The organism is Streptomyces sp. NPDC050485 (assembly GCF_044458185.1).
Classification (GTDB): Bacteria; Actinomycetota; Actinomycetes; order Streptomycetales; family Streptomycetaceae; genus Streptomyces.
In genome coordinates this window covers 315449-333626 of the sequence record NZ_JBITHR010000008.1, presented here as the reverse complement: position 1 = coordinate 333626, position 18178 = coordinate 315449, and the positions used below count along the sequence as shown (strand labels likewise).

At 72.0% G+C, this 18178-nt stretch carries 14 protein-coding genes; 3 read left to right on the top strand and 11 right to left on the bottom strand.

Annotated elements, in window-relative coordinates; genetic code table 11:
* Position 1: 1 nt before the first annotated feature.
* From ACIBK6_RS19375 to ggt, 3 genes are all read right to left on the bottom strand, one after another.
* Positions 2–2929 (bottom strand): BTAD domain-containing putative transcriptional regulator, encoded by a 2928-nt coding sequence (locus ACIBK6_RS19375; RefSeq protein ID WP_399052481.1) that lies wholly within the window; start codon positions 2927–2929, stop codon positions 2–4.
* Between the two features lie 161 nt (positions 2930–3090).
* Positions 3091–3795: a glycoside hydrolase family 75 protein gene (locus tag ACIBK6_RS19370; RefSeq protein WP_399052480.1), complete on the bottom strand. Its 705-nt coding sequence runs from the start codon at positions 3793–3795 to the stop codon at positions 3091–3093.
* Positions 3796–3959: 164 nt separating this feature from the next.
* Complete coding sequence (gene ggt, locus ACIBK6_RS19365; RefSeq protein WP_399052479.1) at positions 3960–5774, bottom strand: gamma-glutamyltransferase; 1815 nt, start codon at positions 5772–5774, stop codon at positions 3960–3962.
* Between the two features lie 104 nt (positions 5775–5878).
* Here ggt and ACIBK6_RS19360 point away from each other — a divergent pair, with 104 nt between their 5' ends.
* Positions 5879–6622 carry a hypothetical protein gene (locus tag ACIBK6_RS19360; RefSeq protein ID WP_399052478.1) on the top strand — a complete coding sequence of 248 codons (744 nt, stop codon included), beginning with the start codon at positions 5879–5881 and terminating at the stop codon, positions 6620–6622.
* Here the strand turns inward: ACIBK6_RS19360 and ACIBK6_RS19355 are convergent.
* The 8 genes from ACIBK6_RS19355 to ACIBK6_RS19320 form a co-directional block, all read right to left on the bottom strand.
* Positions 6619–7863: a cytochrome P450 gene (locus ACIBK6_RS19355; protein WP_399052477.1), complete on the bottom strand. Its 1245-nt coding sequence runs from the start codon at positions 7861–7863 to the stop codon at positions 6619–6621. The genes ACIBK6_RS19360 and ACIBK6_RS19355 overlap by 4 nt on opposite strands.
* Positions 7856–8629, bottom strand: coding sequence for an alpha/beta fold hydrolase (locus ACIBK6_RS19350; RefSeq protein WP_399052476.1), 774 nt, complete (start codon positions 8627–8629; stop codon positions 7856–7858). The genes ACIBK6_RS19355 and ACIBK6_RS19350 overlap by 8 nt, the downstream gene beginning before the upstream one ends.
* A 123-nt stretch (positions 8630–8752) precedes the next feature.
* Positions 8753–9355, bottom strand: coding sequence for a hypothetical protein (locus ACIBK6_RS19345; protein ID WP_399052475.1), 603 nt, complete (start codon positions 9353–9355; stop codon positions 8753–8755).
* 109 nt (positions 9356–9464) lie between these two features.
* On the bottom strand, positions 9465–9962 hold the full coding sequence (locus tag ACIBK6_RS19340) for a hypothetical protein (protein ID WP_399052474.1): 498 nt from the start codon (positions 9960–9962) through the stop codon (positions 9465–9467).
* Positions 9959–11434, bottom strand: a complete 1476-nt coding sequence (locus ACIBK6_RS19335) for an ATP-binding protein (protein WP_399052473.1) — start codon at positions 11432–11434, stop codon at positions 9959–9961. The genes ACIBK6_RS19340 and ACIBK6_RS19335 overlap by 4 nt, the downstream gene beginning before the upstream one ends.
* Positions 11431–12120, bottom strand: coding sequence for a response regulator (locus ACIBK6_RS19330; RefSeq protein ID WP_399052472.1), 690 nt, complete (start codon positions 12118–12120; stop codon positions 11431–11433). Before ACIBK6_RS19330 ends, ACIBK6_RS19335 begins: the two co-directional genes overlap by 4 nt.
* Positions 12121–12142: 22 nt before the next feature.
* Positions 12143–13807 carry a murein biosynthesis integral membrane protein MurJ gene (gene murJ, locus ACIBK6_RS19325; protein WP_399052471.1) on the bottom strand — a complete coding sequence of 555 codons (1665 nt, stop codon included), beginning with the start codon at positions 13805–13807 and terminating at the stop codon, positions 12143–12145.
* A complete protein-coding gene (locus ACIBK6_RS19320; protein ID WP_399052470.1) occupies positions 13804–14961 on the bottom strand; it encodes a lipid II:glycine glycyltransferase FemX in 1158 nt (385 codons plus the stop codon). The genes murJ and ACIBK6_RS19320 overlap by 4 nt, the downstream gene beginning before the upstream one ends.
* Before the next feature lie 225 nt (positions 14962–15186).
* Here ACIBK6_RS19320 and ACIBK6_RS19315 point away from each other — a divergent pair, with 225 nt between their 5' ends.
* Both ACIBK6_RS19315 and ACIBK6_RS19310 read left to right on the top strand, forming a co-directional pair.
* Positions 15187–16410: an Ig-like domain-containing protein gene (locus tag ACIBK6_RS19315; protein ID WP_399052469.1), complete on the top strand. Its 1224-nt coding sequence runs from the start codon at positions 15187–15189 to the stop codon at positions 16408–16410.
* Between the two features lie 111 nt (positions 16411–16521).
* On the top strand, positions 16522–18162 hold the full coding sequence (locus tag ACIBK6_RS19310) for a CocE/NonD family hydrolase (RefSeq protein ID WP_399052468.1): 1641 nt from the start codon (positions 16522–16524) through the stop codon (positions 18160–18162).
* Positions 18163–18178 lie beyond the last annotated feature (16 nt).

Below are 18178 nucleotides of genomic sequence, written 5' to 3'. Positions count from 1 at the left end.
GTCACGTGCCGGTGTTGTACGCGGTCAGCAGTTCCGGCAGGGGGATGCCGAGGCGTACGTGGAGGGTGTGGGCGGCGCGCAGGCAGGCCTCCGCGCGTTCGGTGTGGCCCGCCGCGGACAGCGTCGTGCCCAGGGCGAGCAGCGCACTCGCCCGCAGCGGGTCGTTGCCCAGTCGCCGTGCGCCGGCCAGGCTCCGCTCCAGATGCGCTGCCGCCGGTCCGTAGCGGCCGAGCGCGTGCATGGCCTCGCCCAGACCGTGCTCCACGATCAGCTCCATGTGCTCCGAGCCGATCTCCCGGCAACCATCCAGGGCCTCGGTATAGCTCACCACCGCCTCGGCGGCGCGGCCGAGCCGGACCAGGGTGCGGGCCTGGCCCGCCTGGATGTACACGCGAACCAGCGTCCAGCCGAGGGAGGAGGCGCGGGACAAGGCATCCGTGAGGCAGCCCAGAGCCTCCGGGATGCGGCCCAACTGGCGCAGCGGATGGGCCGCGTTGTAGCGCGCCTCCAGCTCGCCCCAGAGATTTCCGCGGCGGGCGTGGACGGCGGTGCTCTCGCGGAACAGGCCGAGACCGACCTCGTAACCCTCGGGGATCGACGGCCCTGTCGACTCCAATAGGCCGCTCACATTGAGGAGTTGGCCGAGCATCACCTCGTCGCCGGTGGCGCGGCTCAGCTCCAGCGCGCGGTCCACCTGCGCGCGCCCCTCGTCCGGGCGTCCGACCTGCCACAGTCCCCCGCCCAGCATGTAACGGGCGCGAATCTCGGCGTCCGGCTGACCGCGCACGCCAGCGGCGTCGGCGAGTGCGGCGGCGGGGCCGTTCAAGCGCGGCCACAGGAAGTCGAGTTCGCCGAACGGGTCGAGGGCCAGGAGCAGATCGGCCGCGGGTGCCAGCCGCACGCCCGGTCTGCGGGCGGCCTGCCGCAACACCCCGACCAGCGTGTCGAGTTCGTCGCGCACCCACGCCAGCCCGGCTGCGGAGTGGTCGAAGCGGACGGGGGTCGAGCGGGTGGCCGCCATGTCGTCGGCGGTGGTGCAGCCTGGGCGGGACAGGCGGTAGGCGCCGCGGACGGTGGCCAGGCAGAAGTCGACGAGACGATCGAGTGCGGCGTCGACTTCGGACCCCTTCGCCACTCCCGCCGCTCCCGTTTCGTCGGCGTCCGGACTCGCGTCGTCGGCCCGTGCCCGTGCGAACAGGCGCAGCAGGTCGTGGTAGCGGTAGCGTCCCCTGCCCGGTGACTCCAGCAGTCCTACGTCCACGAGCTGCTCAAGAAGGGAATCGGTCTCTCGCTCGTCCCGGTCCAGCAGGGCCGCGGCCATCGGAACCGAGACCACCGGGCCCTCGGCCTGCGAGACCAGGCGGAAGGCCCGGGCGAGCTCCGGTGGCAGCTGGTCGTAGCTGAGCCGGAACGTCGCGTCGACGGCCAGGTCGCCGATCTCCAGCTGGCCGAGCCTGCGCCGCTCGTCGGCGAGCCGGTCCACGAACCCGGCGATCGTCCAGGCGGGGCGGTGGGCCAGCCGGGCACCCACGATGCGTACGGCGAGCGGCAGTTGGCTGCAGGCGGCGACCAGCGCCGCGGCGGACTCCGGCTCGGCGGCGATACGCTCGGGACCGACGAGCCGGGACAGCAGCGCCATCGCGTCGTCGGTGGGCAGGACGTTCAGCTCGACGGCACTGGCCGACGGCAGATGGAGTCTGACCCGGCTCGTCACCAGGGCGGCGCAGCCGGGGGTGGCGGGCAGCAGCGGCGCGAGCTGCCGCACGTCCGCCGCGTTGTCGAGGAGGACCAGGACACGGCGCCCGGCGAGCGCGGAGCGGTAGAGCGCCACCCGTTCGTCGAGACCGTCCGGCACCGAGCAGATGCTCAGGGCGCGCAGGAACCCGGCCAGGACCTCGGCCGGTTCGACGGGGACGGCGGAGGCACCGCCGAGGTCGACGTGGAGCTGGCCGTCCGGGAAGCGGTCGCGCACGCGGTGGCCCGTATGGAGGGCGAGCGCGGTCTTGCCGACTCCGCCGAGACCGGACACCGCGCAGACCACGGTCTGCGGTGACTCGGCGTCGAGCGCGGCCACCAGGCGCTCGGCCACCGTCGTGCGCCCCGTGAAGTCGGCGGGAGCCGCCGGGAGCTGGGCGGGTATCGGATGCCGGTAGCCGGGCGAGGCGCCCGGAGCGGTGCCCGCCGGGAGCGGACCGCTCGCCGTGGCCGCCGGGGACGGGGTGGTGGCCAGAGACGGGTCGGCCCGCAGCACCCGCTGGTGCAGGTCGCGCAGCTCCGCCCCCGGGTCCACTCCGAGTTCGGTGGCGAGCAGGGAGCTGACGTCGGCGTACGAGGCGAGCGCCTCGGCCTGTCGCCCGCAGCGGTAGAGGGCCAGCATCAGCAGTGCCCGCAGGCCCTCGCGCAGCGGGTGCTCGGCAGCCAGCAGGGTCAGCTCCGGGACGCTCTCGGCGTGCGCGCCGAACTCCAGGTCCAGCCGGAGGCGGGCCTCCACGGCGGTGAGCCGCCGCTCGGCGAGCACGATCCGCAGGCTGTCGGCATGCGGCCCCGGAACGCCGGTGAGCGGTTCGCCGCGCCACAAGTCGAGTGCCGTGCCCAGGAGCCGGCGGGCATCCTCGCGGTGACCGTCCCGGGCGGCCCGGTCGGCCTCGGCGAGATACCTGTCGAACTGGTCCAGGTCGCAGGCGTCTTCGCCGGTCAGCAACTGGTAGCCGCCGGGCACGGAGAGCAGGACCGCGGCGGGCGTACGCGGCGGTCGGCCGGGCTCCAGCTTGCGGCGCAGCTGGGAGATCTGGGTCTGCAAGGTGGACTGGACCCGCGCGTGGACGGCGTGGCCCCACACGCCGTCCACGAGGTCGACGGCGGTGACGGCCCTGCCGCGCCGCGCGAGCAGCATCGCCAGGATCGCCTGCTGCTGCGGTGTGAGCGACATGGGTTCCCCCTCGTCGCTCACCACCCTGACCGGCCCAAGCAGCGCATAGCGAAGCTTGTCTCCCTGCATGTCCCCTGTGCTTTCCGTGTCCCCGGCCACGTGTCCCGCGATCCCGGGGCGGCTGAGTAGTCCCGGACATCATAGGGAGCACCGGCAACTCCTTAGTTGTCCGCCAGGAACCGCTGGGCCAGCCCGGCGCCGAGGCGCACCGCCGCGCTGTGGCTTTCGATCGGCTTGACCTGGGAGTTCTTGAACAGGATGTAGGTGACGCCGGAATCGGCGCCGCCCATCTTCGGGTCGGGGTCCATCCCGAGCGCCTTCGCGGTGGCGTACGACGCCTCGCCCACGGTCCCGCTCGGCCCGGTGTCGCCGACGACCGCGTACTCGACCTTGCCGTGGTAGATGACGGCGACCACACCGCCGCCCTTGATGCCGGCCGAGGCGTAGTTCCAGATGGAGCCGGCACTCGGCACCACCACGTACGGCAGCTTCTCCGCGATCAGCGGCTCGCCGTTCGACTGACGGAAGCGGGTGTCGGGCTGGAACCAGGGGTCCGTGTCCTTGTTGCAGGCCGCGGTGATCTGGCCGTCGCAGTCGACGCTGAGGTCGGCCTTCCAGAACACGGCCCCGTTCTTGCCGCACACCGGGACGGTCGCCGCGGTCTGGCTGGCCGTCGTGTACTTGCCCTTGGAAATCTGCGAACAACTCGTGACCTTGGCCAGGAGATCGGCCGCGCTGACCGAGCCCTCCGCGGCCAGGGATGACGCGCTGGAGATGTGCACGCCCCGCGCGGTGGCGGGGAGCGCCGCCATGGCGAGCAGGGCGGCACCGGAGGTGGCGGTGAGGGCGAGCGTTCTGGTACGCACATGGGCACCCTTCTGTCAGGAAAGTTTCCTTACCCGTTCCGCGACAATCTGGCGCCCCCTCATGACCGCGTCAACCAGCGTCAACCCCCGTGTACATCAAGAGGCCCATGGCTCCGGGCCGTTCAGGACGGGGCCATGGGCCTCACCGGCAACTTCAGCCGGGGCTACTGCTTTCCACTCGGATGGACCACCATCGCGGAGCCGCCGCCGCGCCGGACCTTCTCGGCCGCGGCCAGCCAGCGCCCGTCGGCCAGGCGCTGCACTCCGGTCGCCGCGCCGATCTCCGGGTTCGGCGTGAAGGAGTGCCCCAATGCCTCCAACTGGGCCCGCAGGGGGCTGTTGTAGAGGGCGGGTTCGAGCTCGGTCTTCGCCGCGTTGCGCTGGCTGGCGCGCGGCGCGGCGATCGCGTCGACCAGCGGCATACCCCGGTCCAGGTGGTTGATGAGCGTCTGGAGGACGGTGGTGATGATGGTCGCGCCGCCCGGCGAGCCGAGCGCGAGCACCGGCTTGCCGTGCTGGTCGAGGACGATCGTCGGCGAGATGGAAGAGCGCGGCCGCTTGCCCGGTCCCGGCAGGTTCGGGTCGGGGACGGCGGGGCTGGCCGGCGCGAAGGAGAAGTCGGTCAGCTCGTTGTTGAGCAGAAAGCCCCGGCCGGGCACGGTGATGCCGCTGCCGCCGGTCTGCTCGATGGTGAGCGTGTACGCGACGATGTTGCCCCACTTGTCGGCGACCGTCAGATGCGTGGTGTTCTCGCCCTCGTACGTGGTCGGGGCCGCGGCGCCGGACGTTCCGCACGCCGCCGGGTGGCGGGGGTCGCCGGGCGCGAGCGGGCTGGTCAGGACGGCGTTGTCCTTGATCAGGCAGGCCCGCGAGTCCGCGAACCGCTGGGAAAGCAGCCCCTTGGTGGGGACGTCCTCGAAGGCCGGGTCGCCGACCCAGCGGCCCCGGTCCGCGAACGCGATCCGGCTCGCCTCGATGTAGTGGTGGAGGTACTGCACGTCCGAGGCCTTGGAGAGGTCGGTGCGCTCCAGGATGTTGAGCGCCTCGCCGACCGAAGTGCCGCCGGAGGAGGACGGCGCCATGCCGTAGACGTCGAGGCCCCGGTAGTCGACCTCGGTGGGGGCCCGGAACTTCGCCGCGTAGCCGCGCAGGTCCTGCTCGGTCAGGTCGCCGCCGCGCACCTTGCGGGTCGACCTGGGGTCGACGGGCGGCTTGCGGACCGTCCGTACGATGTCCTCGCCGAGGTCGCCCCGGTATATCGCGCCGACGCCCTTGCGGCCCAACTCCTCGTAGGTGCGGGCCAGATCGGGGTTCTTGAGGGTGGAGCCGATCACTGGCAGCTGCCCGTTCGGCAGGAACAGCTTGGCGGTGTCGGGGAAGTCGGCGAACCGGGCCTGGTTGTCCGCGGTCTGCCGGCGGAAGGTGGCGTCGACGGTGAACCCGTCGCGTGCGATCCGCTCCGCGGGCTTCAGGAGCGTACGCAGCGACTTGCTGCCCCAGCTGTGCAGGGCCTTGTCCCAGGTGGCGGGGGTGCCCGGGGTACCGACGCTCAGCCCGCTGGTCACCGCGTCCGCGAAGGGCAGCGGCCGCCCGTTCTCCAGGAAGAGTGACGAGGTGGCCGAACCGGGGGCGGTCTCGCGGCCGTCGACGGTGTGCACGGAGCGGGTCGCCGCGTCGTAGTAGACGAAGTAGCCGCCACCGCCGATGCCCGAGGAGTACGGCTCGGTGACGCCGAGCGCCGCGGCGGTGGCGACAGCCGCGTCCACCGCGTTGCCGCCGTTCTTCAGCACCTCCAGACCGGCGGCCGACGCGTCCGCGTCGACGCTCGACACCACTCCCCCGTAGCCGACCGCCTCCGGCACCTTGACCGGGGTCCGCGCGGGCGGCGCCGCCGTCGTGGGCGGGGCCGCGGCGACCGAGGCCGCCACGGCGGCCGCGACGGCGAGGAGGGACAGACTCCGGGCAGCAGGACGACGCATGCATACCTCCCGTAGGCGAACGTCCGCGCAGCGTAACGCCGTCACAGGGGTCACGTCATGAGCACGTCGAACACGGGGGCGAACTCCCGCTAGCATGCCCGCCCATGAACGACGACGTACGCAACATCGTGCTGGGAGTGGTGGCCGCGGGCATCAGCGCCGCCCTCGGCTGGCTGACCCGGACCTACCTCTGGAAGCGGAAGCTCCACCGCAAACAGGCCTTCTTCGGGCTGCCCGACAACTCCGAGTGCCTGCTGGTCGTGAACCGCGACGCGGGGCACGATGGCGCCGTGCACCGCTTCGACGTGTTCGCGCTCCTGGAACTCTCCTCCCTCATCAAGGACTGCGGGGCGCACGCCCAGATCATTCAGAGCGACCTCGCGCAGCAGGGCTTCGGCGAGCGCACCGAGTTCTGCCTGGGCGGCCCCTATTCGAATCGCCGGACGGCAGCACACCTCGGCTCCCTGCTGCCCGGCGTGAAGATCAACGTGGATACCGACCCGAGCCCCGACCGCGGCTCGTTCCAGATAGGCCCCGAGCGCTACCGCATGGAGCGCGGCGTCGCCGAATACGTGATCCTGGCCCGGATCACGGCGGGTCAGGACGCCCGTCCGGTGTTCCTGTTCTGCGGCCAGCGCGCGATCAACAACCAGGCCGCCACCCGTTATCTCGCGCGCAACGCCGACAAGCTCTCCCGCAAGTACGGCAACCGGTCGTTCTGCCTGCTCCTGAAGGTCGTCAACTCGCAGGCGTACGGGCCCGACGTGGTGGAGCTCGTCGCCGATGTGACCCGGGCCGCCCAGGATCCGGCCCCGGTGATCCGCACCTCGCACCGGGCCACCAGTTAACTCACCTTCAGTGGCAGGGACTTGATGCCGTTGATGAAGTTGGAGACGAGGCGCCGGGGCGGCGCGGCGAGTTCGGTCCCGGGCAGCACGCGCAGCGCCTCCTCGTGCAGCACCCGCAGTTGCAGCCGGGCGAAGTGCGCGCCGAGGCAGACGTGCGGGCCGTCCCCGAAGGAGACGTGCGGGTTCGGGGTGCGGCCGAGGTCCAGGCGGTGCGGGTCGGCGAAGACCCGCTCGTCGCGGTTGGCCGAGGCGTGGAAGACGACGACCTTGTCCCCGGCGGCGATGGGCTGCCCGGCCAGGACGGTGTCCCGCACGGCGGTGCGCCGGAAGCTCAGCACGGGCGGGTGCCAGCGCAGGAGTTCCTCGACAGCGACGCCCGGCGCAACCTGACCGGTCAGCAACACGCGCTGCGCGTCGGGGTGTTCGGCCAGTGCGAGGAAGCCTCCGGGCGCCGCGCTGCGTACGGTGTCGTTGCCCGCCACCGTCAGCAGGAAGAAGAACATCTCCAGCTCGGCGTCGGCGAGCTCCGAGTGGGCGAGCGAGGTCATGATGTCGTCGGCGGGGCGCTCGCGCTTGTACGCCGCGAGTTGCCGGGCGTACCCGAACATCTCCGCCAGCATCGCGGGCGAGCGCGGGTTGACCGGCCGCCCGTCGGCGCCGAGCACCGGTGGCTCGTCCGGGTCCTGGTAGGCGATGACCCGCTCGGTCCACTCCAGGAGCAGTCCCCGGTCGCCCGGCGGCACCCCGAGCAGATCGGTGAGGTTGAGCAGCGCGTAGTCGTCGGTGACGTCGGCCACCAGGTCGAACACCCCGTCCTCGGCGCCGTCGCGGGCCCCGGTCAGCAGGGCGCGGGCCCGCTCCCGCACCACCGCCTCGAAGCGGTCGGTCCGGCCCGGGGTGAAGGCGCGGCTGACGAGGCGACGCAGCCTGCCGTGTTCCGGAGGATCCTGATTCAGCATCATGCGGCGGATGAACGGCAGGTCGGCCGGGTCGGGGTCGCGGATCTGGGTGGCACCGAGCGCCGAGGAGAAGGCGCCGCTCTCCTTCAGGACACGTACGACGTCCGCGTGCCGCGTGACCGCCCAGAAGCCGGGCCCGGCCGGCCAGCCCAGCACCTCGGGCTCGGCCTGCCAGGCGACCGGACGGTGGTCGCGCAGCTCGCGGTAGGCGGCATGCGGGGGCCCGGCCGCGTACAGCCGGGGGTCGAAGACGTCGGGCTCGGTGGGGGCGTCCTCAGACACTGTCCGCCCGCAGGAAGTCCTCGACGGTGCGGATCAGGTCGAGCGGGGCCTCGTCCATGGCGTTGTGCCCGACGAGGGGCAGTTCGGCCAGCTGTCCCGCCGGGTACCAGCGCAGCCAAGTGGCCGTCAGGAAACGGGCGTTGATCGCCGGGTCGAGCGCGCCGCACACCGCGAGCGCGGGCACCGGGGAGCCCTCGGTCTCCTCGTGGAAGTCCTCGCCGGACCAGGAGTCGAGCCAGGCACGGAACGCCTTGGGGTCGCTGCGCTCGACGGAGCGCCGGGTCATCCGGTCCAGCCAGGCGTCGGGCCGGTTGCCGCCGGTGGTGAGGTCGATGATGGCCCGGCGCTTGGCGGGGTCCTCGGCGGCCGCCGTGAACAGCTCGCGGGTCGCCTCGTCCATCGGCATGCCGCTCGCCGGGACCGGCGATATGCCGACCATGCGCCGCACCCGGTTCGGGGCGGCGGCCAGTACGCGCTGGACGACGGCGCCGCCCATCGAGTGCCCGATCAGCGAGAAGCGGTGCCAGTCGAGCCGGTCGGCGAGCGCGAGGAGGTCGGCCGCGCCCTCGCTCGTGGTGAACGCGCCGGGGGCGTCACGGGCCTCGCCGTAGCCGCGCAGGTCCACGAAGGCGTAGGTGAAGACGGCGGGGTCGAGGTCGGGCAGCACGGCCGCGTAGGCGCCGCGGTCGGCGAACCAGCCGTGCACGGCGACGACCCGGTGCGGGCCGTCGCCGTGGAGCGTGTGGGGCAGCGTGAATCCGGCCATGGGGCACTCCGATTCCGGGCAGCGGTCGTCGTACGGGCATACCGCCTCGCGAGGTGGTGCGGTCGGCGCGCGAGACGTACGCGTACACGGTGGCGGTCGCCCCGCCACGAGGCAAGAAGCCGGTCAGAACTCCCAGGGGCTGTCGGCCGGTTCGACCGTGCGATTCTCGACGGCGACGTTTTCAGGCGCGAACTGCCGTACCAGATCGAGCAGTTCGGCCGCGTCGAAGTCGAAGACCTGCTCCTCGAAGCACAGCCCGTGCGCGTCCTTCGCGCGGCCGAGCACCGGCGCGAGGCGGCGGTACATCGACCTCGGGCGGCTGATGTAGGGCAGCGACGGCGAGCGCAGGTCCACGACGAGGAAGCGGCGGACACTGCTGCCGGTGCGCACCGCGACCGCGGACACGGCGGTGACGTCGTCCCAGTCGATGCGTCCGGCGAGCCAGGTCGGCAGCCGCACGGTGAGCGCGTCGGTGTCCGCTTCGAGCCGCAGCGGACGTACCAGGTAGCCCGCGAAGGTGGCCGCGGCCACCAGGACGGCGGCCCCGGAGACGGCCATCACCGGGCCCGCGAAGCCGCCGTTCGGGCCGTCGAAGACGGCGGCGGCCGCGAGGCACCAGAGCACGGCCACCGCGACCGCGGCGAGCGGGATCCAGGTCAGGGTGCGCCGCAGCCGCAGCACGATCGGGGCGGCCACGGGCTCGGTTGCGCCGGCTGAATTCTCCACACGCAGAGCTTGGTCCGTCAGCGGGCCGGACGCCAGAGTGTTACCCCTGGGTTTACTGAATTGAAGTCAACGGGCAGCCTCGCCGAGTCCTCGGTCGGTTCACGCAGGCTCAGTCCGGGCAGGCGATGGGGCTGATCGAGCTCCGGGCGTCGGTGCCGATGATCGTCACCTGGACGCGCCCGCCCCGGGCCGTCGCCCGCAGAACGGTGCAGGCGATCTGCCGCTGGGCCAGCAGCGAGAGGCCGCCGACCTCCTGGCCGAGCACGACCGTCACCATGCCCTCAGCCACACTCATGCTCGCCGGGCCCCGCAACGGGGGCAGTTCGGTGCGCACCCCGGCCGCCGCCTCCGCCTTGCCGGGCCCCGCGAAGAGCAGCGGGAGGGCCGGCCCCACGCCCCGGCCGGACCGCACGACGGGCATCAGCCCGTCCGGGCCCGTGAAGTAGAGCACGGTCGATCCGCCCTCGCTCCCCTCCACGTGCGCGGTCGCGGGACCGCCCACCGCGATGACGTCGGTGGACTGGATGCCGCAGCCGGCCGCGAGGAGGGTCGCGGCCAGCAGTGCCGCCGCGGCCGGCGCACCCGCCGGTCCGGTCCTGGGCCTCACGGCGCCGCCTCCCCCGGCCGGACCGGACCGGCGGCGGCCACCAGGCCGGTCGGCAGCCCGACGGTGAACACGGCGCCGCCGTCCGGCCCGTTCGCCGCCCGCACGGTGCCGCCGTGCAGCCGTACGTTCTCCAGCGTGATCGCGAGACCGAGGCCGCTGCCCGCCGAGCGGGTGCGCGCCGCGTCCGCCTTGAAGAAGCGGTCGAAGATGTGCGGCAGCACGGCCGCCTCGATGCCGGGCCCGCTGTCGGCGACCTCCACGACCAGCGAACCGCCGCCGGACCCGGGGCGCAGCCGTACGGTCACCGGCTCCGAGCCGTGCCGCAGCGCGTTGCCGACGAGGTTCGCGACCACGATGTCGAAGCGCCGGGGATCGATCATCGCCCGTACGCCCTCGGGGAGTTCGGTGGCGACGCGGTCCTCCCAGTGCCGTCGCTGGAGGGTCTTGCGGATGGTCTCGGCGACGTCGACCTCGTCGGGGTTGAGCTCGGCGGCCTTGGCGTCGAAGCGGGAGATCTCCATCAGGTCCTCCACCAGCGTGGCGAGTTTGCCGGTCTCGGCGGAGATCAGACGGACGGCGCGCGCCGTGTCGGGGTCGAGGCCTGCGGCGTCCTCGTCGAGCACCTCGGTCACGGCGAGCATACCGGCCAGCGGGGTGCGCAGCTCGTGCGAGACGTCGGAGGCGAAGCGCCTGGCCCGCGCCTCGGCCTTCTGCAACTCCTCGACCGAGCGCTCCAGTTCCTCCGCCGACTCGTTGAACGTCCAGGCCAGATCGGCGAGTTCGTCGGAGCCCTTCACCTCGATGCGGGTGTCGAGCCGGCCCTTGCCCATGCTGCTGGCGGCCCGCCGCAGGTCGCGCACCGGGCGCAGCACGCTGCGCGCGGCGAGCAGGGCGGGCACCACGGCGACGGCGAGGGCGGGCAGCGCGCCGTTCTTGGCGGCCGACACCATGGCCTTGATGGTGACGCTCTCCGGGCTGAGGTCCATCACGGCGTACAGATAGACCCCGCTCGGCTGGCTGCCGCTGCTGCCGAACATCATCGGCATGCCCATGGTCAGATACGGCCTGCCGTCCTTGGCCACCCGCTGGAACGAGGCGTGCGTGCTGTCGTGGGTCTGCCGCCGCAGCTCGTCGCTGATCACCGTGGAGGTGGGCCGGTCGGTGGAGGAGGCGCGCAGGCTGCCGTACTCGGCGAACACGAACCAGGGGTGCGGCTTGCCCGCCCTGGCGAGCACGAGGCAGGTCTCCTGCAGCGCCTTGGTGGTGGTCGGCAGCACGAAGTACTGGTTGGCGATCTGGTCGCGGAACTGGTCGACGGCCTGGTCCTGGGCCTGTTTGAGGATGGCCGAGCGGGCCGACTGGTAGGTGAGGGCGGCGGTGGTGAGCGCGCTGATCGCGGCCACCAGGAGGAAGGCGGCGATCAGTCGGCTGCGCAGCCCCAGCCGCCGGGTGCGGCGCGCCGGGAACCTCACAGCGGCCCGAAGCGGTAGCCGAAGCCGCGCACGGTCTGGATGTAGCGGGGGCCGCCGTCGGGGCCGCCGGTGTCGCCGAGCTTCTGCCGCAGCCGCCGTACGCAGGCGTCGACCAGCCGGGCGTCACCGTGGTAGCTGTGCTCCCACACCGATTCGAGGAGCTGCTGGCGGCTGAAGACCTGCTCGGGCGAGGCGGCGAGGTGGAGCAGGAGCTTCAGTTCGGAGGGGGCCAGCGGCAGCCGCTCGCCGTTCCTGGCGGCGGTGAGCCCGGCGCGGTCCAGGGCGAGTTCGCCGTGGAACTCCGGTCCTGGGCGGGTGCCGGGGTCGGCGAGCCGGCGCAGTACGGCCCGGATCCGCGCCTCGATGACCTCGGTGCGGGCGGGCTTGACTATGTAGTCGTCGGCGCCCGCTTCGAGGCCGACCACCACGTCGAAGTCGTCGCCGCGCGCGGTGAGCATGATGATCGGCAGCTGGCTGGTCTCACGTATCCGGCGGCAGACCTGGACGCCGTTCATGCCGGGCAGCATCAGGTCGAGCAGCACCAGTTCGGGCTGGAAGGCCTTGAGCGAGGCGAGCCCGGCCTCGCCGGTCTCGGCCGCCCGCACCTCGTGACCGCGTCGGCGCAGCCCGAGCTCGACCCCTTCGCGTACGGAGGGGTCGTCTTCTATGAGGAGCACGCGTGGCATAGGTTTCAGTATCCCAAGGGTCTCAATTGTCCCGGTGCCGGCCTCGGCGCCGGGGGCCGCGCACCCTGTCGAGCACTGCGGTGATGTCGTGGAGTCCGAGCGGCCCGGCGAGCAGCGCGAGGGCGCCGACGAGGACGGCGGCGCCCGCTCCGGCGGCCGCGATGTTGCCGAGGCCGTCGGCCGCTCGGGCGGCGGCGTAGCCGAGCGCCGCCGCGGGCACGCAGCCGAGCAGCAGCCGCAGCTGCGTGAGCAGCGCCGGGGAGCGGAGCAGCGGGCCGCCGCCGAGCCTGCGGTTGAGGGTGTACGCGGTGGCCGCGAGCCCCGCGAACAGCGCCACCGAGTAGGCCCCGGCGATCCCGGTCACCGCCCAGCGCGCGGGCAGCACGAGGTAGGCGACGGCGGTGAGCGCGGCGTTCGCCCCGGCGATGACGAGGTTCAGCAGGAACGGGGTGCGGGTGTCGCCGAGCGCGTAGAAGCCGCGCGACAGGACGTACTGTCCGGACAGCGCGATCAGGCCGGGCGCGAACGCCATCAGCATGCCCGCCATCACCGTGATGTCGGCGGCGCCCGTCCTGCCGTACTCGAAGACCGAGCCGAGGATCCAGGGCGCGAGCGCGAAGAGCGCGCAGGCCGCGGGGACGATCACCGCGGCGCAGGTCCGCAAGGCGTACGAGAGGTCCCTGCGCACCCCCGCGCGGTCGCCGTCGGCCGAGGCCCGGCTCATCCGCGGCATCAGCGCGGTGACCAGGGACACCGTGACGATGCCGTGGGGAACCATCCAGAGCACGTACGCATTGGTGTACGCGGTGTATCCCGCGCCCCCGCCGACGCCCTCCCGCACGGCCTCGGCGCCCGCGGTGGTGGAGAGCCGGGTCACCACCCAGTACGCGAGCTGGTTGGAGACGACGAGCAGCACCGCCCAGCCCGCCGACTTCAGCGGCCGGCCGAGCCCGCTGCCGCGCCAGTCGAACCGGGGCCGCCAGCGGAACCCGGCCGAGCGCAGGGAGGGGATCAGGGCGAGGGCCTGGACGACGATGCCGGCGGTGGTGCCGTAGCCGAGCAGCCGGGTGTCGGCGGCGCCGAGCGTGCCGCCGCCGCCCGAGGCCAGCGCCAGGTAGAGCCCGAACACCCCGATGACGACGAGGTTGTTGAGCACCGGGGTCCACATCATGGCGCCGAACCTGCCGCGCGCGTTGAGGACTTGGCCGAAGAGGGTGAACAGCCCGTAGAAGAAGATCTGCGGCAGGCAGTAGCGCGCCAGCGCGATGGTCAAGTCGGCCTGCGCGCCGGTGTAGTCGGTGTATCCGGCGACGATCCAGGGCGCGGCGAGCACCGCGACGGCGGTGACCACGACCAGCGCGGTGGTGCAGGCGGTCATCAGCCGGTCGGTGTAGGCGGCGCCCCCGTCGGCGTGCTCCTTGGCGGCGCGCACCAGCTCGGGCACGAAGACCGCGTTGAGGGTGCCGCCGATGAGGAGCATGTAGAGGATGTTGGGGACGTTGTTGGCGACCGCGTAGCCGTCGCCGAGCAGCCCGACCCCCAGCGCGGCCGCGACCACCGCGGAGCGTATGAATCCGGTCGCGCGCGAGACGATCGAGCCCGCCGCCATCAGTGCGCTGCTGCGCAGCAGCCCGGCCCCCTTGCCGTCGCTGTGCTGCGCCTCGGCGGCGGTCGCCGTCGCCGTCATCGGCGGGCCAGGTACGCCTGGAAGGCGCGGTACAGCGCGTTGTTGGCGGTGCCGCCCATGGATGTCTCCCACTCCCCCAGCGTCTCGACGACCTGGCCGCCGGTGCCGAGCTTCCAGCGCAGCAGCCCGAAGGGCCGGTCCTGCGGATCAAGAGTGGAGGGTACCCCGCGCATGTCGTACACCTCGGCGCCCAGCGCGTGGGCGTCCTGGATCATCTGCCACTGCAGGGCGTTGCTGGGGCGGACCTCGCGGCGGTGGTCGGCGGAGGCGCCGGTCTGGTACCAGACCCGCTTCCCCACCGTGATCATGGTGTGCGCGGCGAGCAGCTCGCCCTGGTGGACGGCGAGGTAGAGGCGCATCCGGCCGGGTTGTTCGGCGTTGAGGGCCTCGTACTGGCGCTGGTAGTACGCCAGGGAGCGGCCGAGCCGGAAGCCGTCGCGCTCCTCGGTGATCCTGAGCAGCCGGTAGAACTCGGGGAGGTGCTCGGGTCCGCCGGCCAGCACCTGCACGCCGGCCTTGCGGGCGGTGCGCACATTGCGCCGCCACTCCTGGTTGAGCCCCCGCCACAGCTCGTCCGTGGTGCGGCCGGCCAGCGGCAGCCGGAAGACGTAGCGGGGCTGGGCGTCGGCGTCGCCGTCGTCCCCGCCGCAGCGCCGCCAGCCGCGGGCCCGCAGCCGTTCGGCGACCGCCGAGCCGAGCGGGTCCACCTCGGTGGCCAGCACGTCGCCGACCCTGCGGCCCGCTCCGGTGGCCGCTTTCAGGCGGGCGGCGTCCCAGCGCCGGTAGGCGGGCCCGGGGCCGATCCGTACCGCGAAGGCGCCCGCCCGCCGCAGATGGCGCAGCAACGGGCCGAGCCAGCGGTCGATTTCCGGATCCGCCCAGTCGGCCACCGGCCCTTCCGGCAGATAGGCGAAGTATCTCCGGGTGCCCGGGAATTGCCGGTAGAGCACCTGGGCCACACCGGTCAATTCCCCCCTGTCAAGGGACCATCCGACCCTTTCCGCGAACCATTGGTCCTTCACCTCGGCCCACGACGGACATTGCAGAAAGCTCGCGTCGCCGCGGCCCGCGAGAAAGGAGCGGTACTCGGCGGTGCCGAGGCCGCGGACCCCGGCTTCCTGGTCGCGGTCACCGGTCACCAGCAGTGCGGACACGTCTGTGGCCTCCCAACTGCGCCCCGTCGTCGGTTCTTCGGGGGATGCACAGGATGCTCACAGCGGTCCATGACGGGTCCGCTCGGCGCATGTGACGGGACGATGACCATTGCCCTGCGGTCCTCGTCACACAGGGAATTCCGAGTTTTCCGGCGTGTCCCGCAACCTAAAGTCCAGCTGGTGACTCTCACCTACGGAAAAGCATTTGCAACGGAGGTTTTCCAGTTGAGCCGCATACGCCGCACCACCTCGCCCCGCCGTCCGGTCCGCCTCGCCGCCATCGCGGGAACGGCGGTCCTCGCCGCCGCCCTTTCCGCCTGCGGGGGCGGCGGTTCTTCCTCCGGTGACTCGACGGCCGATCTCAAGGCCGCGAAGAAGACCGAGATATCGGTGAACCTGACGGGCAAGCAGGCGAAGGCCGGTGAGCCGGTGAAGGTGACGCTCGCCGACGGCAGGCTCCAGACGGTCACGGTCGCCGACGCCAAGGGCGGCAGGCTCGACGGGAAGATATCCGCCGACGGCAGGACCTGGACCTCGGACCGCACCGCCGCGCCCGGCACCTCGTACACGGTGGAGGCCAAGGACGACAAGGGCGGCAGCGCCAAGGCCGACTTCGCGACGGCGCCGCCCGAGAAGGTCAACAAGGTGAGCATGGTGCCAGGCAAGGACACGACGGTCGGCATCGGGCAGCCGGTCTCGATCGTGTTCGACCATCCGGTGAAGAACAGGGCCGAGGTCGAGAAGCACCTGAAGGTGACGACCTCCGACAACACCGAGGGCTCCTGGGGCTGGATGGAGGACTACTCGGGCAAGGACCGGGTGGACTGGCGGCCCAAGGACTACTGGAAGTCCGGGACCAAGGTGACCCTGGAGGCCGACCTCAACGGCGTGGACTCGGGCACCGCCGGCGGCTGGTTCGTGAAGGACTACAAGACCAACTTCTCCATCGGGAAGAGCCAGCTCGTCAAGGTCGATCTGGACAGCCACCGCCTCAAGCTGTACCGCGACGGCCAGTTGGTGAAGGACACCCCGGTGTCGGCCGGCACCCCCGGCGGCGACAAGGCGTCCTGGCGCGGCAAGACCGTCCTGATGGCGAAGGAGGGGACGATCAACATGAACTCGGAGACGGTCGGCCTCGGCAAGGCGTACGACAAGATGGTCGACTACTCGATGCGGCTCACCTGGTCGGGCATGTACGCGCACGCGGCGCCCTGGAACGACGGGTACTTCGGCTCCGCCAACAAGAGCTCCGGCTGCATCGGCATGAGCGACGCCGACGCCAAGTCCCTCTACGACTCGGTGCAGGTCGGCGACCCGTTCGAGATCACCGGGGCCGACGCCAAGGGCACCCAGGCGCTCAACAACGGCTACGGCGAATGGAACCTCAGCTACGACGCCTGGAAGGCCAAGAGCGCGCTGGCGGGCAACAGCGGCACCACGGGCAACTGACACCCCGTCCAACAATCGTTACCCTCGCGTAACTTACCGACCAGTTACCCCAGGTAAGCCGCCGCGGTTACCGTCGGGTCACTTTGCACCGGCGCACGCGAGGAGCGATTCATGGCCCCCCACCACCTGTCCGGCCGACCGCGCTGGGCCACGGCCGCGGCGGTCACCGCCGCGGCCCTGTTCGCGGGCGCCGCCCTCGGCCTCGCCCCCGCGGCCGCGGCGGCCCCGGCGAGCACGGCGGCCGCCACCGCGAGCGGCCTGACCTTCCACGACATCCCCGGCTCCGGCGGCATCACCCTCAAGGGCAATGTGTTCACGCCCGCCGGAGCCACGGCGGGCGACAGGTACCCCCTGATCGTCTTCCCGACGAGCTGGGGCATGCCGCAGATCGAGTACCTCGCGCAGGCCCAGAAGCTCGCCGACGCGGGCTACGCCGTGGTCAGTTACACCTCGCGGGGCTTCTGGCTCTCGGGCGGCAGCATCGAGGTCGCGGGACCGCCGGACGTCGCGGACGTCTCCTCGGTCATCGACTGGGCGCTGGCCAACACCCCGTCCGACCCGTCGAGGATCGGCATGGGCGGCGTCTCCTATGGCGCGGGCATCAGCCTGCTCGCGGCCGGACACGACAAGCGGATCAAGGCAGTTGTGGCGATGAGCGGCTGGGCGGACCTCATCCAGTCCATCTACAGCGGCCGCACCCAGCACCTCCAGGCCGCGGCGATGCTCGGCGCCGCGGGACAGCTCACCGGCCGCCCCAGCGCCGAACTGAACCAGATCCTCAAGGAGTTCCTCGGCTCCGACCTGGCCAGGGAACAGGACATGATCGACTGGGGCAGGAAGCGCTCTCCCGCGACCTATGTCGACCAGATCAACAAGAACGGCGCTGCCCTCATGCTCGGCAACGCCTGGGGCGACAGCCTCTTCCCGCCCAACCAGTACGCCGATTTCTTCACGAAGCTGACCGGCCCCAAGCGCCTCGAATTCCGCCCCGGCGACCACGCCACCGCCGAGGCGACCGGTCTGCTCGGGCTGCCCAACGACGTGTGGACCGACGCCCACCGCTGGTTCGACCACTACCTCAAGGGCGCCGCCAACGGCATCGACAAGGAGCAGCCGGTCCAGCTCAAGTCCCGTCCCCAAGCTCTCGGCTCCGCTCAAGCGGGGGAGACCCCATCGGACGGCGCCTACGAGGGCTACCCCAGCTGGCAGGCGGTCGGCCCGGCCAAGGAGAGCCTGGCGCTGTCCGGTACGCAGAAGATCTGGGCGAACGTCGACTCTGGCGCCGACGGCGGGATCATCTTCCTGTCCAGCATCCTGGACCAGTTCGCGCAGCTGCCCCCGATGGCGTCGATCCCGCTGCTTCCGCGCTCGTTCGCGGCGGTGTGGCAGTCCGGGACGTACGGCAAGGACCGCAGGATCCGGGGGACTTCGAAGCTGCACACCACGCTCACCTCCACCAAGGAGAGCGGCACCCTCGTCGCATACCTCTACGACGTGGGCCCGCTCGGCCTCGGCAAGCTGGTCAGCAACGCCCCCTTCACCTTCCACGGCAAGACGCCCGGCAAGCCGTTCCCCGTCGACCTGGAGCTGTTCTCCACGTCGTACGACGTTCCGGCCGGCCACCATCTGGCACTGGTGGTGGACACCGTCGACCCGCTCTACATCGAGCACAACCCGCTCGGCGCGCAGCTGACCTTCTCCTCGCCCGCGTCGGACCCGTCGTCTCTGACGGTCCCGCTCCGCGAGAAGTGATCACCGGCTGCTGCCG

Excerpts from the sequence above, each read along its gene's own strand:
- murJ (WP_399052471.1), bottom strand. The coding sequence starts at position 13,807 with ATGACGGCGACGGCGACCGCCGCCGAGGCGCAGCACAGCGACGGCAAG.
- ACIBK6_RS19350 (WP_399052476.1), bottom strand. The coding sequence starts at position 8,629 with ATGGCCGGATTCACGCTGCCCCACACGCTCCACGGCGACGGCCCGCAC.
- ggt (WP_399052479.1), bottom strand. The coding sequence starts at position 5,774 with ATGCGTCGTCCTGCTGCCCGGAGTCTGTCCCTCCTCGCCGTCGCGGCC.
- ACIBK6_RS19330 (WP_399052472.1), bottom strand. The coding sequence starts at position 12,120 with ATGCCACGCGTGCTCCTCATAGAAGACGACCCCTCCGTACGCGAAGGG.
- ACIBK6_RS19310 (WP_399052468.1), top strand. The coding sequence starts at position 16,522 with ATGGCCCCCCACCACCTGTCCGGCCGACCGCGCTGGGCCACGGCCGCG.
- ACIBK6_RS19360 (WP_399052478.1), top strand. The coding sequence starts at position 5,879 with ATGAACGACGACGTACGCAACATCGTGCTGGGAGTGGTGGCCGCGGGC.
- ACIBK6_RS19375 (WP_399052481.1), bottom strand. The coding sequence starts at position 2,929 with ATGTCGCTCACACCGCAGCAGCAGGCGATCCTGGCGATGCTGCTCGCG.